The sequence below is a fragment of the Sanguibacteroides sp. AM78-02pH3A genome, from assembly GCF_027666085.1.
GTDB lineage: Bacteria > Bacteroidota > Bacteroidia > Bacteroidales > Marinifilaceae > Gabonibacter > Gabonibacter massiliensis.
In genome coordinates, this window is sequence record NZ_JAQEHX010000001.1 from 381,513 (window position 1) to 397,100 (window position 15,588).

Below are 15,588 nucleotides of genomic sequence, written 5' to 3' on the forward strand. Positions count from 1 at the left end.
ATATAAAAAGGAAAATTATGCAACTAAAAAGAGTTATTACTGTAGCTCGTTACGAAAGACGATTATTAGGACGTAATTGGATAGTTCGAATTTTACTGGTATGGGGAATAATTGCCATTATCGGGGAACAATACTTGCTTCAAGGAGATCAGGACGTCAATCGGTTTATGATTGCCCTACCGGGCGCAATACCTTACGTGAATACCTATCTTTTCACTCTACTTCAATCGATACTGGTGATTTTGGCCGTTGTAGAATGGCGTCGAAGGGAGAAGAGCAGGGACACGTTGGAATCCGGGCGGGTAAGGTCAGTCGGTAATACGGAATACTTGTGGGGTAAAGGATTGGGAATTATTGTGTTGCTTTCTATATTTCAATTATTCTCTTTACTGTTGGCCATGGGAATAAACCTGTTCGCGAGTGAGTCTCCCTTTTGTTTCTGGGATTATCCTTTCTATTGGTCGACACTCTCTTTTCCGGCATTGATTTTTATGACAGGATTATCGATTTTTGTGACGGGGTGGATTCGGAATACGGGTCTTGGTCTTGTCGTTTTATTTACTTTTTTCTTGGGAACGCTATATTATTTAACCGATTTAGGACATGGTATTTGGGACTTCACATCGACAGATATACCCAATGTATTCTCGGACGTGACAGACTGCATGGGGATAATAGCTTATATCTCATATCGTTTCATTTATTTGACACTTGGCGTAGGCTTGTTGTTATGGTCGATAGGAGGAGAGTGTCGTTTGCCGAACGGAAGGAAGGAGATTCGGTACGGGTATTTGATGGGTGCGGTTCTTGTGATGCTGGGTTCGGGCACGGGTATTTTCCATTCGGTTCGTTACTGGCAGGATGAGACTACCCGTAAAATTTACTTGAAATTCGCTTTACAACATACTCCCTCTCCCTTTATTCGGGTCAATCGTCATGATCTGGAGGTAGAACAAAAGGGAAATCAAATTTTGGGAAAGAGTCGGTTGGAAATTATTAACCGGGATAAATCGCCCGTGGAACAATGGGTTCTGTATTTGAATCCCGGTTTACAAATTATTTCTTTTAACGAGTCTTCCGGACAGTCGGTGGAGTATGATCGGGAGAATCAAATCGTTGTGGTAAAGCGACCGTTAAAAGGTGGGGATACCTGTACTTTTAGCCTGACTTACAAGGGGAAGATCGATGAACGGGTGTGTTATCTCGAGGTTCCCTCGGCAGATTATTGGCATATGCAATGGTATAATTGTCCGATGCGCTTCGGAAAACGTTATGCCTTTGTGGGGGATAAATACACGTTGTTAACTCCGGAATGTCTTTGGTATCCGGTGGCGGTATCCCCGGTGAATCTCTCTTTCCTTCATGCAACGGGAAAAGATTTCACGGATTTTCGACTTCGGGTTTTTGATCCGAGCCGACGGAGTGTGGTATCACAGGGAGAAAGAATACGTGAGGGAGATTCGGTACGATTTTATAATTGGCAACGTTTACAGGGGGTGACATTGTGCATGGGAAATTTCGAGAGCCGTTCCGTCAGGGTGGATTCCGTCATGTTTGAATTATACAGTTTTAAAGGACACGACCAACTGTCGCCTTTGTTTAAAAACATGACGACGGAAGAGTTCCAAAACGTGTTAAAAAGATCCATGGGTAGATTGAAATTGAAAGACTACCCGTTTCGAAAGCTTGTGATGTTAGAGACCCCGGTATCTTTTGCGGTAAATTCCAGGTCATGGAAATCCGTCGGTGAATGTGTACAGCCAGAGCTTGTCTTATTTCCGGAGAGATGGTATCCTGTAAGATGGATGAACGTGAAGAATTCGTTTCGGAGTTTTGAAGAGAATTACCAAAGACAGTTAACTATGGGTATAGTGAGTAATCGTTCTTTCGAGGAGGAATTTTTAGCTTTTTTTATATATTATCTTACGTCTCAAAAGGTGTCCATGGGAATAAATAATGTTTTTATTCCCGCTTTTGCCGAAGGTTTTCGGGTTCCGCGATTGGAACCTAACGGGCAATATGTATCGCCGTTGTTTTTTAATTATTCCGGTTATTTTTTTTCGAACGATTATCCGATTATGGATAAGGTTATGTTTACCCTCTTGGAACGGAAAAGGGCCGGGAGAGCAGATTTTAACGGAAGTGATGAGATGCTGAAAGCTGATCGATATTTATCCACTCGTAGCTTGGAGGATGCCTTACGAGATACTTTTATTCCGGATCCTGTTTTTGAAGCGATTCTTATGCTAAAAATGAATTATATTAAAGACTATGTCTCTCTTAGCATACCAGAAAAAGAGTTTTATCTCTTTGTTGAAGAGTTTAAATCTCTCTATCCTTTTCAGGAAATGGACTTTAACGAGTTTATGCGAAAATTGAAATCGGAAAAGGGAGTGGACTTGGAAAAAATATTACCGGACTGGTTTCGTGGACGAGAAATCCCCGCTTATCTGATAAAAGATATCGGGGTGGATAAGGTGATTACCGATGAAGAGGAGGATATGTACAGGGTACGTTTTAAAATAAAAAATACCGGTAAAGTGGATGGTATTGTAAATTTGTCTTTATCTCTTGCCGATTTTGACAAGATGACATATTGTTACTTTATTCCGGCAGGGGAGAGTAAAGAGATTAAAAAGCTTGTAAAGACAAAACAGTTGAATTATGAATTGAATTTAAATCTCTCCTCCAATATACCTCACGGGTATACGGAAGTCCTTTATAAGGAACCGGATGAGGTCCGGGATACGGCGGATGGTATTTTTGATATAGACGATAGTGTTTTTGCTCCGGCCCCGGATGAATTTATCGTGGATAATGAAGATCCCGGTTTCCAATTGGTGGAAGCGGACAAACGGCAGCGTCTGTTTGAAAAGGAGAGTCGGAAGGAGAAAAAATACCAGTTTGATTATATCGCCTTACGCGATATGGGACAGCTTTTACCGACTCGCTGGACTTATTGTGCGGGAAGTTCCGGAATTTACGGAAATGTAGTTCGGAGTCTGGTATATAAAAAGGCAGGAGAAGGAAAAGCCAAGGCGATTTGGAAAACAGACTTGCCAAAGAGCGGGGTGTACGAACTGTTTGTTTACATTGGAGCGTATCAAGTGAGAATGGATGGGGAGCCCGTACAGAATTACGAGCTGACAGATCGTGATGGAATAAGGCAGGTCTCGGTGAAGACGGAAGAGGGCAAGGGATGGCTTTCTTTGGGTGAATTTGACCTTTCTGCCGGAGAGAATCAAATCGTGTTAAGCGATAAAGGAGTGGAGGAAGAACAGGTGATCTATGCCGATGCGGTGAAATGGAAATTTATGGGTGATAAATAATTTATTTTAATAATTTTTGTCTTAAAATTGTTTTTATAGTAAATATAAGTTATATTTGGGTGTTGTGTTTAATTAAAATAAAAAATGATGAAAACAAAAATGTTTGGACAAAAATTAATGACACTTTTACTTTTGATGTGTGTCATGAGTTCAATGGCTGTGGCTATTGAGATACAACACCAGGTAACAGGAACAGTTACAGATGCACAAGGTGAACCGTTGCCCGGGGTTAACATACAAATCAAGGGAACTACAATGGGAACCATTACGGATATGGATGGGAAATATTCTATCTATGCTGCTCCCAGTAGTATTTTAGTTTTTAGTTATGTTGATAAACAGACTCAAAAAGTGAAAGTCGGAAGTCAAAAAGTTATAAATGTCATTATGCAAGATAACCGCAAATCTTTAGTAGTTATTTATAATCGTTACCTGATTTATGGTCCCAATTACCTGGTGGCAATATTGGAGGATAAATCTATGAATAATAAAACTTTGTGTTGACAGTTAAAATCGTATGAAAAGAAAATTACTATTGATCGCTATTTTTTTGGGAATTATTGTGGTCGGAACTAATGGTGTGCTAAAAGCTTACGAGTCCCAGAAGAAAGTATCCGGTGTGGTGACCGATACGACGGGAAAAGCATTGGAGAAGGTAGAGGTGCTGATAAAAGGGACAATCACGGGAGCTTATACGGATGCAGAAGGGAAATATGTCATATATACTTCGGCAAGCGGAGTATTGGTCTTTTCGAAAAAAGGAATGAAAACACAGGAAATTACGGTTGGGAATCAAACGGAAATTAATGTGGTCATGCATAAAACAAAAGAAAAAAAGAAATAGACAAAACACGCTGGTGTGGGAGTTCCGGGTAATTAAACTATCCGGAACTTTTTATTGAATTTTCAAATTACCTCCCTATCTTTGTATACGAGTATAACTTCTTGCAATTTATATCGTTTGAAAGGTTATTACGGAGTTAGCATGAAGAGATTAAAAACTTGAAAGAATGAAAAAATATATAGGAGCGCACGTGAGCGCATCGGGAGGAGTAGAGAATGCTCCGTTAAATGCTCATGAGATCGGGGCCACGGCTTTTGCCCTCTTTACGAAAAATCAGCGGCAATGGAAGGCAGCACCGCTTTCGGCTGAAAACATAGTCCTTTTTAAGGAGCGTTGCGAACAATGGGGATATATGCCTAAGCAGATATTGCCGCACGATAGCTATCTGATTAACTTAGGACACCCCGAAGCGGGTGCTTTGGAGAAATCGAGAGAGGCGTTTTTGGACGAGATGCAGCGTTGTGAGCAGTTGGGACTAGATCGGTTGAATTTTCATCCGGGAAGTTCCTTAAAAGAGATCACCGACGAGGAGTGCCTGCAACGGATTGCTGAATCCATCAATTGGGCGTTGAGCAAGACCGAAGGGGTAAGTGCCGTTATCGAGAACACGGCCGGACAAGGCTCTAATTTGGGTTACCGGTTCGAGCAAATCGCTTACGTCATCGACCGGGTGGAAGATAAAAGCCGGGTGGGGGTATGTATCGATACCTGTCATGCTTTTGCTGCGGGATACGATTTGTCGACATCCTCCGGTTTCACGGAAACTTTCGAGCATTTCGACCGGGTGATCGGTTTTAAATACCTGATGGGAATGCACTTGAACGATGCCAAAAAAGGATTGGGCTCACGGGTGGACCGCCATGAAAGTATCGGTAAAGGCGAGTTGGGGATAGAGACATTTAAGATGATTATGCAGGATCCTCGTTTCGACGATATTCCGCTTATCTTGGAGACTCCCGACGAATCGTTATGGCCGGAAGAGATAGAGATGTTGAAAGGATTTGTAAAGGATTGATCGATTTAGGGATTAGGTGATTTAGGGATTAGGTGATTTAGGGATTAGGTGATTAAAAGATTAAGTGATTAAAAGATTGGGTGATTGAGAGGTTATATGGTTTTGGGATCGGATCTTCTGACCGGTGGATTGCAGAACTGTTTTAAAAGTGTGTAACGGGTGCGAAATAACGAATAAAACAGATAAAGTATGAAGATTTTGCATACTTCGGATTGGCATTTGGGAAAACGTTTGAACGAACGGGAACGGATGGCCGAGCAGATAGAGGTAATGGACGAGATTGTACGTATTGCCGGGGAGGAGCGGGTGGATGCCGTCGTGGTGGCCGGAGATCTTTTCGATACTTACAATCCTCCGGTGGAAGCCATCGAATTGTTATACCGTACCCTCTATCGGTTGGCAGACAGGGGACGTCGTTTGGTGGTGGCCATTGCCGGAAATCACGATTCGCCGGACCGGATCGACTCTCCCGACGTGCTGGCTAAAGAGTGCGGTATATTTTTCGTGGGTAATCCCATGACGGAGTTAAGGACCTCCGTTATCGAAGGAGAGGTAAGCCTGATAGAGGCTGACCGGGGATACGCTGCTTTCCGTCTTCCGGGATACGATTATTCGTTGCGGATTATACATACTCCATACACGAATGAGCAACGACTGAAGAAGTTTTTAGGAACAGAGGATCGACCTGCCCGTTTGCGGGAAGAGTTGGCCGAACACTGGCAGGAAACAGCCAAACGCTATTGTGACGATTCGGGTGTAAATCTACTGATCGCCCATCTTTTTGTAATGAGGGAAGGAGGCGAGGTTCCTGAAGAGCCCGAAGATGAACGTCCTATTCAGGTGGGAGGTGCCGATGCGGTATATTCCTCCATGATTCCGGCTGCCGTACAATACGCGGGATTGGGCCATCTGCACCGGTATCGGATGATCGATACGGTTCCCTGTCCGGTTGTTTATAGCGGTAGCCCGTTAAGTTACAGTTTTAGCGAGGCGGAACAACAGAAGTATGTTGTGTTGGTGGAGGTAGAACCCGGAAAGGCTCCATCGGTCGAAAGAAGGGTTTTAAAAAGCGGTTGTCCGCTGGTCAGGAAAAGATTTTATGGAGCCGGAGAAGCTATCCGGTGGTTGAATGAAAATCCCGATGTATGGGTCGAGTTGACCGTGGTAACGGATACTTACCTGACGGCGGCGGAGACAAGAGCCATATACGCCGCTCACGACCGGATCGTATGGTTGATTCCGGAAGTGAAGAACGAGTCGCTAACGGCAGCCCGTGCCGTTTCGATTCATGAATTGCGTTCGGACGTGAACGCATTGTTTGCCGAGTATTTTAAAAGCCGGAAGGGACAGGAACCCAACAAGGAACTGATGACACTCTTTCAGGAGGTACTGGCTAAAAATAAAGAACGATAACGTGCTATTAATTATATTTATATGATTCCCGTAAAGCTGACATTGGAAGGAATTTATTCGTACCGGGAGCGGCAAACGATTGATTTTACCCGACTGACCGGGGCTAAACTGTTCGGTATATTCGGTCCGGTAGGAAGCGGTAAGTCGACTATATTGGAAGCGATGATATATGTCTTATACGGAACTATCGATCGTTTGAATACGGAGGTGAAATACAATCTGATGAATTTGCAGGTCGATCGGCTTTTCGTGGATTTTGAGTTTGTTGCGGGAAGGGAAGGGAGAAGATACCGGGCTTCCGTGGAGAGTAAACGTAACCGGAAGAATTTTACGGATGTTTCTTCTCCGAAGTTCAATTACTATTTTGAAGAGAAAGGAGAGTGGCACCCGTTTACCCGGGAGGGATTGATCGGTGTCATCGGGTTGACCGTGCAGAATTTTAAACGGGTCGTGATTATTCCGCAAGGAAAGTTTCAGGATTTCCTGATGTTGCGGGACAAGGAGCGAACGGAGATGATGATGGAACTTTTCGGAGATCTGCGTCAATACGATCTTTCAGAAAGCGTGACGACATTAGAGACCGAAACCCGGCAACAAGTGACTGATTTTCGGGGCCGGATCGTCGGATTGGGAGAGGTCGCCCCGGAAACGATACAAGAAAAACGGGAGAAACGGGAAGAGTTGAAAACGGAGGAGGAACGATTGAAAGAGGAGATACGGGAGATTTTATCCCGGGAAGAGAAGCTGAAAACGACAAAACTGCTTTTGGACGAATTGGCCGTGAAAAAAGAGACGGAGCGGCAGTTGGTTGATATGCAACCGGAAATGGAGCGGTTGCAGGCCGAACTGACGGAATATGAGTTTTGTCTTCAGCATTTTCAACAACCGGTAGGAAACCTGGAAGATCTCCAACATCGTTCGGGAGAGGTGAGATTGGCTTTGGAAAACCTGCGGAAAATCGGGGAAGAGAATAAAGAGATTTTACTCTCCTTTATGAAAAATTTTGAAGTTCTTCAGGAGAGATACGGGGAAAAAGAGGAGATAAGGAAACGAATGGAGCGTGTAGATGCCTTTATTCGTCGCTTGGAAGTAGAAAGAGAATGCCGTGATTTGGAAGGTCGGAAAGCAAAAGGCGAAGAGATAGTCGTAAAGACCCGTCAGGAGATTGAAAAACGACAGGAAGAGTCGAAACGGGAGAAGAAGGAGTTGGAAGAGTTGATACGGGTTATCCCCGATATGAGGGTTTTGTCAGATATCCGGGAGTGGTTTACCGTTCGTCAACACTTGTTGACGGATCGGGAAAAAGACGGGAAAGAAAAAAAGAAAATCGAAAAAGAGAAAGAGGAACTTATCGGGGAGTATATCGCGTTGCGGAAAAAGTATACGGTTATACAACATTTGGAGAAGGTAGAAGGAGAAGTATGGTTAAAGGTATGCAGAGAACAGACGGAGTCGGTTGCCGAGCGGTTGAAGTTTTTGCGAAAAGAGGCGTTGCGTCTGGGTACCCGTGAATGTTTGGCGACTTTTGCCATGGAGTTGTCGGAAGGAACTCCTTGCCCTTTATGCGGTGCTTTGTCGCATCCTTATCCTATGCATGCGGAGGATGTGGAGGGAGATGTTAAGGAGAATACCGATTTGATCGTACAGTTGGAGAACGAAGAGAAAGAGCTTTCGGTTTTAACTTCCCGTTTGACCTTGCTGAATGAACGTTACCGGATATGTCGGGAACGGGAAGATCAGCTGGAGGCTGCGATGAAAGAGACAGAAGAGGCAATGAAAAAACATTCGGATCTATTTGGCTGGAAAACCTATTCCCCGGAGTGTCCGGAGAAGGTCGAGGAGGAGATGAAACGGGCGGCGGAGATGAAAGTCCGGCGGGAAAGGCAGGAGGGCCGGATCGCTCGAACCGGCGAGCAGATTGAGCTTCAACGGGAAAACTTGGAAAAATACAGACTCAGGTTGGATGAGATCGACCGGTTGTTGGCACAGAGAAGGGCGCAGGTGGAGTTATTGGCGGTACAGATCGAAGGACTCGATACGGAAAGATATGAATCCTACGGTTTGGAGCAGTTGAACAAGGTGTTGACGGATGGAAACAGGGAATTGGAGAAATTGGAAAAGGATTACGCGGGGGCCGTGGAAAAGCGACGGGAAATGGAGTTGGAAAATCGTAAATTGGAAGGAAATATAGAGGAAAAAGAGCGGGAATTTATCCGGTTAAGAAGGGAAGAGGAGAGTGTGAGAAAACAATTGGGCTCCCTTTTAAAGGGTACGGATTATTCCGGTATAGAACCCGTGAAAGAGGTATTAAAGAAAAAGATACATATTCGAGAATCCCACGAAAAAATAAATCGATATAATCAGCAACTGCATGCGGTAAGGTTACGGAGAATCGAATTGGAAAACTTGTTGAAAGACGTTGTCTATGATGAGGATCAGTACATGACCTTGCAAAAAGAAATTTCCGCAAAACAATTCCGCGAACGGGAGTTGGTAGCGGAATTAGGGGCTTTAGACAATCATATTTCGGATTTGGAGAAGCGCTATGCCTCCCTGCTGGAGATCCGGAAAGAGTTAACCGTTTTGGAAGAGCGTCTTCAGAATCTCCAGCTGTTGAAAGGACTTTTCCGGGGAAACGATTTTGTCAAATTTGTCTCTTCCATTTATTTGCAGAATTTATGTAATGCGGCGAACGAGCGTTTTTTCCGGATGACCCGTCAACGATTGAAATTGGAGTTGAGTGAAGATAACGATTTTCTGGTACGTGACTTTATGAACGAGGGAAGGACCCGGAGTGCGAGAACTCTTTCCGGCGGGCAAATTTTTCAGGCTTCCCTCTCTTTAGCTTTGGCTTTGACGGATAACATCCGGCATCTGTCGGGGTGCAAGCAGAACTTTTTCTTTTTAGACGAGGGGTTCGGTTCCCTCGACAAAGAGTCGTTGTCTGTCGTCTTCGACACCCTGAAAGCTTTACGGGATGAAAACCGGATCGTGGGCCTTATATCTCACGTGGAGGAGATGCAGCAGGAGGTTCCGGCCTGTATACAGGTGGAAAACACGAGTGAAAGAGGAACTATTGTAACACAAAAATAAATGATTATGAAAATCGGTTTGTTATCGGATACGCACGGGTGGTTAGACCCTAAGATCGTGGAATTTTTTAAAGATTGCGATGAGGTTTGGCATTGCGGGGATATCGGGGATACAGCCGTTACGGACGAGCTCTCCGGGCGTTTTACCTTACGGGCCGTTTACGGTAATATCGACGGAGGGATATTGCGCCGGATGTTTCCCGAAAGACAATTGTTCGATTGTGAAGGAGTGAAGGTGTTGATGACCCATATCGGCGGTTATCCGGGACATTATGAACAAAAGGTAGCCGGAATTATCTACCAGGAACATCCTAAACTTTTCGTATGCGGGCATTCGCACATTGCGAAGGTAAAATATGATAAAAATTTGGATTGTTTGCATATTAATCCGGGAGCGGCTGGAAAATTCGGTTTTCATACGGTACGTACGGCTGTTCGTTTTGTTATTGCAGCCGGAAATATATCCGATCTGGAGTTGATCGAATTGGAGAAATAGAATGATTTAAGACTATATTAATAGAATTAATAGTTTCTCTTCGTTACATTTGCATAATCTTTACGTAGAAGGATGAAAGAGAAATTAAAATAATACAATATGAGAAGAAGTTTATTATCGGCGGTTTTGATTGTGATCGCCTGTTTTAGCTGGGGAAGGGCAGACGCACAACGGGACGAAAGGGCCGTTCGCGAGCAATCCATCAAGTACCAGCGATTGATGCAAATGATTGATGCGGTATACGTGGATACCGTTAACCTGGGCAAATTGACGGAAGATGCTATCATAAAGGTATTGGCGGATCTGGATCCTCATTCCGTCTACATCTCCCGCGAGGAGGTGGAAGAGGCCAATGAACCCCTGGAGGGCGGTTTTTTCGGTATCGGTATACAGTTCAATATCTTGCGCGATACTTTGATGGTGGTGGACGTTGTACCCGGTGGACCTGCCGAAAAGGTGGGCATGATGGCCGGGGATCGTATTGTTGCGATCGATGGACAAAACGTGGCCGGGGTGGGATTGACCAACACGGAGGTCCGGAAGAGATTGAAGGGAGAGAAGGGAACCCGTGTGAATGTCGGCGTCTTGCGAGGTAACGAACGTTTTGATTTTAATATTATCCGGGATAAAATACCGATTCATAGTGTGGATGCGGCTTATATGATCGACAAAAACATCGGGTATATAAAAATCGCCCGTTTTGCGGCTACCACGGTTGAAGAGTTCGAGGAAGCCGTGAAAAAGTTGCAGGCTCAGGGAATGAAAGACCTGATCATCGATTTGCAGGGAAACGGCGGGGGATACATGGGGGCGGCCATAGGTATTGCCGATCACTTGCTGGACGGACGTAAACTGATCGTTTATACCGACGGTCAAGCCACGGGACGTATGGATGAGTATTCTACGCCTGCCGGGTTATTCCAAAACGGAAGAGTGGCTGTTTTACTGGATGGGAATTCGGCTTCTGCCAGTGAAATCGTTTCGGGAGCCGTTCAGGATTGGGATCGCGGTTTGATCGTGGGGCGTCGTTCTTTCGGGAAGGGGTTGGTACAACGCCAATTTCCTCTGACAGACGGCTCTATGGTGCGTTTGACCGTGTCTCATTACTATACACCTTCCGGCCGCTGTATCCAAAAACCTTATAAAGGAAAAGATTACCGGGCCGAGTTGTACGAACGTTACAATAGCGGAGAGTTGGTCAATGCGGACAGTATTCAGGTGACCGATTCTACTAAGTATTACACGAAAGAGAGACATCGTTTGGTATACGGTGGCGGTGGAATCATTCCCGATCTATTCGTCCCGATCGATACGGGAATCAACTACTCCTATTTCAACCACTTGATTGCCAAAAATGTGATTAACGATTTTATTTTGAACTACGTGGATAAAAACCGGGCGAGTTTGAAAAAACAGTATCCTCAGTTTGAAGATTTCCGGAAAAACTTCCGCGTGACCGAGGCGATGATCAACGAGATCGTGGCTAACGGAGAGAAACAGGGAGTAAAGAAAGACCAGAAATTACTCACCCCCGTTATTCCGGAGATGAAGCAATTTATTAAAGCTTTGATAGCCCGCGATCTCTGGGACATGAATGAGCTCTACATGATCACCAACGAGGACAATAAGGCACTGAATGCGGCTGTTAAAGCTCTTCACGATGGTACGTACGATAAATTGATGAAATGATTTCGATCGACGAAACGAAAGTCCGTGATACCCTTAGGCTGTCACGGACTTTTTTTATAGACCGGAAACTCGTTAAAAACGTAACTTTTGGCCGGATAAACCGGTATGAATGAATATACGGGAAGCTGATAAAACAGAAGAGAGATGACGAAAATACAATTGAAAAGAGTGTATGACGATCCGGAAAAAACAGACGGAGTACGGGTCTTTGTGGATCGTTTATGGCCGAGAGGTATGAAAAAAGGAGACTTTCACTACGATATCTGGGCCAAAGAGATCACCCCGTCGCCCGACCTTCGCAAATGGTTTCATGTCGATCCTGAAAACCGATGGAATGATTTTGCCTCTACATACGGGAAGGAACTGGAACATTCCGATGCGGCCCGCCAATTTGTCGAGGCTATCAAATCCTATTCCGTCGTCACCCTTTTGTATGCTTCTCGGAACAAAGAACACAATCACGCTGAAGTTCTAAAATCCTTCCTCGAAAAGGAGCTGTCAAAATCATAAATTTTACCATCCATTTAATTTTAAATTAGGTGAATGCTGAGATTAGGCGATTTTATGATTCAATCCCTAAATCTCCAAATCCTCAATCTTTACGTTGCTGGAATCTTTATTTTTGTTGTTAAATATCGAAGAGATTGGAACGAATGTCTAATATTTCTCTATTTTTGAGGCTGGAAACGAAGTAAAATTATCGTGTGTCAAACTAAAGTCAATTGAAAAATGGAGAAAAGAAATTTATGGGGAATGCTTTTGTTATTCCTGAGTGTGTGTAGTTTTGTAAGTTGTAGTGATGATGATAAAACGATTGTTGAGCCGGAGGGTACGATTACGTTGAATATGCTCAATGAAGATAACGGAAAGGTTATGCTCGGTCAATCCGGTGTCTACTTAAATAAATCGAATAACCTTACCGGAAGAGGGGTTTGGATATCCGATTTAGGAAGAATGCCCAATTTAGGCCATGTAAGCGATATAAAAGTATTGGCTACTGCCACGGAAATCGCAGCCACGGTTAGTCATGGCTACTTGATCTATTCTCAGGATATGATAATGGAATTTCCTTCGGGAAATAAAGCCTTCAGGGTAAAAGATACCTATTATAAAATGTACATCGAATCGGCTATGGAAGATAACACGGGAATAAAAGTGAAATACCTTCCCGTAACATTATCCAATGATGTTTTGCCAGAACCCGGAACGGATATCGGTTCTTTCGTTTATAATTACCGGTTGCAAATCGACATTACCCGCTTAAAGGATATCGAGTATATCATCCCGGATAATGAAGAATATTTCGATTGTAGCATTTATGAAGAAGAGGAACAAGGAAAGGTCGTAAAATATCTGACTGTAAATCAGATAAAAAATTATAGTTATCATGGAACCGTGTATTTGTACCTGCGAACGGGCAATACATTTACTTATTTGACTTTCACGGCTAATTGATAGCCGATAAGTTGAATACAATAAACGCCCCGGCAAACTAATGCCGGGGCGTTTATTGTATGGATGTCTACCTTACTTTTCCATAAAATGGAGCCTATAATCTGCTAACCTCTCTTTTTTTTGAATAAAAATTAACAAAATAGTGTAATACTTGTTTATTTCTTTCCAGAAGCAGATAAGCCTTGTCAAAAGTCTCGTATCATTCAAAAATGATTGTTTTGCTTCTAATTTAGTGTATTTGGGAGTTGATGTTTTCATTAAGTTGATGAATTTTATAAAATAAATTGTTATATTCGGAAATAATATCTATTTTCAGAGGCAAAATAAGTTTTTGATTTGATATGTGTAATTTTAGATCATTTGAACAGAAGAAATATTTGAAAGAGAAGTTTAATATAAAAAAAGCTCCAAAATTATTTGGAGCCATAATTCCGAAAGGTTCAATGAAAACTTTTGATACAGTTTGTTTCAATTCTATTAAGTGCATGATTAATAGGACAAAATTAATAATATAAATGGATAAAACAAAATACAAAATGAATGTATTTGGTAATGATTAATAAAAATAACTTGTAATATAGTTTTGGCGTAAATATCATTTTCTTATATTTGTGTGATAAAATACATAAATATGAATGATATAAAATATATTACTGACGAAGGATCTAAACTAGATGAAATAGATACGATGAATTATATTGTATTGAGAATTAATGATCTAAAAAGAGAAAGATTATCATATGACGATATTTTATATAGTATATTATCTGATGATAGTTTTGTCGGCGATCGTAAAAAATTAACTGAATTTGTGGAAAGAGTTTTGCAAAATATAATTAGAGCTATATGAATCAGCAAATAGAAAATGTAAATTATAGATGGTTGACAGAGCCGACGGGTGATCCTTTTGTCGATGCGGGGGGATATGCCTTGGAGGAGTTTGCCAAAAGATATCCGGATAAGGATATTTTGGAATTGATAGAAGAGGTATCTAAGATTTATGTCAATCGGTGGGAGGCTAAAATAAATCCTTTTTTCCTGAATTCTAAAATTACTCAACCCGCTTTTAAAGCGGACCGGAAGATAGAAGAAACAATGAAGTACTTTCGGGAATTGATAGAAGGGAAAGGGACTGTAGGAAAAGGAATTTGTCGAATAACCGGACAAAAAACAGAATTATTCGCAGCTGGTCGGGATAATTCCATTTTATCCGGTTCGGGAACATTTGTCAATTTTCATAATACGTTCGAAGCTGGAATTATGGTATCCAAGGAAGTATTGATTCGTAATCATTTTGTTCCTTTGGCTTGCATGTCATTGCAGGGACGAATAGCTTTGATTCATAGTAATGATAATAAATTGACCGCATTTTTCGCTGCTACTAATTGCAGCGAAAATTTGCATGCATTGGCAATTAATGTTTCGGAAGGAATTTTAAAGTCCAAATACCGGGCTCCGACAACAGCTCTCTTTCGTTTTATCGAGAGGGTTACAAGTGAGAGTATGCGAGAGTATGAAATCAGTAATTACTCTTTGATACTCTATCATTTTACCAATTTCGGGGCTAGCCCGGAAGTGAAAATATACACGGTTCCCGCAACTTTGTTCCGTTTTTATACTTTAACTCAAAGAGGAGAATATAAGGAAGATTGGAATCGATTTGTTGAAGCGTATTATCGGAATTCGGAGTATAAAGGAGCGAAATACAACGAGAGTACCCGGAATTTTGATTTTGAAAAAAAGGATAAAATAGAAAATATAAACTGCGTTGAGTATCAAACGTGGTTTAACCGGATTTACGAGTGTCTGTTAAACGAAGAATCTATTTTACCTTATATCAGAAATTGGAGTGAAAAACACGATTTTAATATAGAGATCGTAAAAAAATACCTAACCTTAATTAGAAATATGAAACAGGAAGCACAGAAAAAATTATTGCAATTAGCCGATTTTGTGATAGAAATTGAAGGGAAAGATCGGATAGGTAAGTGTATTCAACAAATTAAGAATGCCAAAACGTCTTCGGCTTTGAGTCGTTTTTTAATAACTAAGGTTCTCCCTAAGAATATGGAATTAAAAAATCCGCCGATTATCACCGTGGAAGATTACTGTCTTTATCTTTTTCCAGAAGATGTATACTGGAGAGACGTAAGGGATGTTTTCTTGATTGCTATTTATCAAAGATTACATGAAAAAGGCATTTATCTGAATGCAGAAGATATTGATGATGACGATAATATAAACGAATAAACATA

12 protein-coding genes are annotated in these 15,588 nt (G+C 42.3%); all 12 read left to right on the forward strand.

Annotation, left to right across the window (positions count from 1 at the left end; all coding sequences use genetic code 11):
- The first annotated feature begins 17 nt into the window (after positions 1–17).
- The 12 genes from PGR74_RS01650 (at position 18) to cas8a1 (ending at position 15,583) form a co-directional block, all read left to right on the forward strand.
- Positions 18–3,329 (forward strand): golvesin C-terminal-like domain-containing protein, encoded by a 3,312-nt coding sequence (locus tag PGR74_RS01650; RefSeq protein ID WP_041503757.1) that lies wholly within the window; start codon positions 18–20, stop codon positions 3,327–3,329.
- 87 nt (positions 3,330–3,416) lie between these two features.
- On the forward strand, positions 3,417–3,833 hold the full coding sequence (locus PGR74_RS01655; protein ID WP_270516626.1) for a carboxypeptidase-like regulatory domain-containing protein: 417 nt from the start codon (positions 3,417–3,419) through the stop codon (positions 3,831–3,833).
- 13 nt (positions 3,834–3,846) lie between these two features.
- Positions 3,847–4,173, forward strand: coding sequence for a carboxypeptidase-like regulatory domain-containing protein (locus PGR74_RS01660; protein ID WP_270516628.1), 327 nt, complete (start codon positions 3,847–3,849; stop codon positions 4,171–4,173).
- A 166-nt stretch (positions 4,174–4,339) separates the two neighbouring features.
- The gene (gene nfo / locus PGR74_RS01665) at positions 4,340–5,188 is read left to right on the forward strand and encodes a deoxyribonuclease IV (protein ID WP_270516629.1); all 849 of its coding nucleotides are present in this window, start codon (positions 4,340–4,342) and stop codon (positions 5,186–5,188) included.
- Between the two features lie 189 nt (positions 5,189–5,377).
- The gene (locus PGR74_RS01670; RefSeq protein ID WP_041504940.1) at positions 5,378–6,601 is read left to right on the forward strand and encodes a metallophosphoesterase family protein; all 1,224 of its coding nucleotides are present in this window, start codon (positions 5,378–5,380) and stop codon (positions 6,599–6,601) included.
- 21 nt (positions 6,602–6,622) lie between these two features.
- A complete protein-coding gene (locus PGR74_RS01675) occupies positions 6,623–9,694 on the forward strand; it encodes an AAA family ATPase (protein ID WP_270516630.1) in 3,072 nt (1,023 codons plus the stop codon).
- Positions 9,695–9,697: 3 nt separating this feature from the next.
- Entirely contained in the window at positions 9,698–10,189 is a 492-nt protein-coding gene (locus PGR74_RS01680) for a metallophosphoesterase family protein (RefSeq protein ID WP_041504060.1), read from the forward strand.
- Between the two features lie 99 nt (positions 10,190–10,288).
- Entirely contained in the window at positions 10,289–11,878 is a 1,590-nt protein-coding gene (locus PGR74_RS01685) for a S41 family peptidase (RefSeq protein WP_041504938.1), read from the forward strand.
- 144 nt (positions 11,879–12,022) lie between these two features.
- Positions 12,023–12,388: a DUF488 domain-containing protein gene (locus tag PGR74_RS01690; RefSeq protein ID WP_041503751.1), complete on the forward strand. Its 366-nt coding sequence runs from the start codon at positions 12,023–12,025 to the stop codon at positions 12,386–12,388.
- A gap of 219 nt (positions 12,389–12,607) precedes the next feature.
- Positions 12,608–13,333 (forward strand): DUF5036 family protein, encoded by a 726-nt coding sequence (locus PGR74_RS01695; RefSeq protein WP_270516631.1) that lies wholly within the window; start codon positions 12,608–12,610, stop codon positions 13,331–13,333.
- A gap of 631 nt (positions 13,334–13,964) precedes the next feature.
- Positions 13,965–14,183 carry a hypothetical protein gene (locus tag PGR74_RS01700; protein WP_270516632.1) on the forward strand — a complete coding sequence of 73 codons (219 nt, stop codon included), beginning with the start codon at positions 13,965–13,967 and terminating at the stop codon, positions 14,181–14,183.
- Positions 14,180–15,583, forward strand: a complete 1,404-nt coding sequence (cas8a1, locus tag PGR74_RS01705) for a type I-B CRISPR-associated protein Cas8b1/Cst1 (protein WP_270516633.1) — start codon at positions 14,180–14,182, stop codon at positions 15,581–15,583. Before PGR74_RS01700 ends, cas8a1 begins: the two co-directional genes overlap by 4 nt.
- The last annotated feature ends 5 nt before the right edge of the window (positions 15,584–15,588 follow it).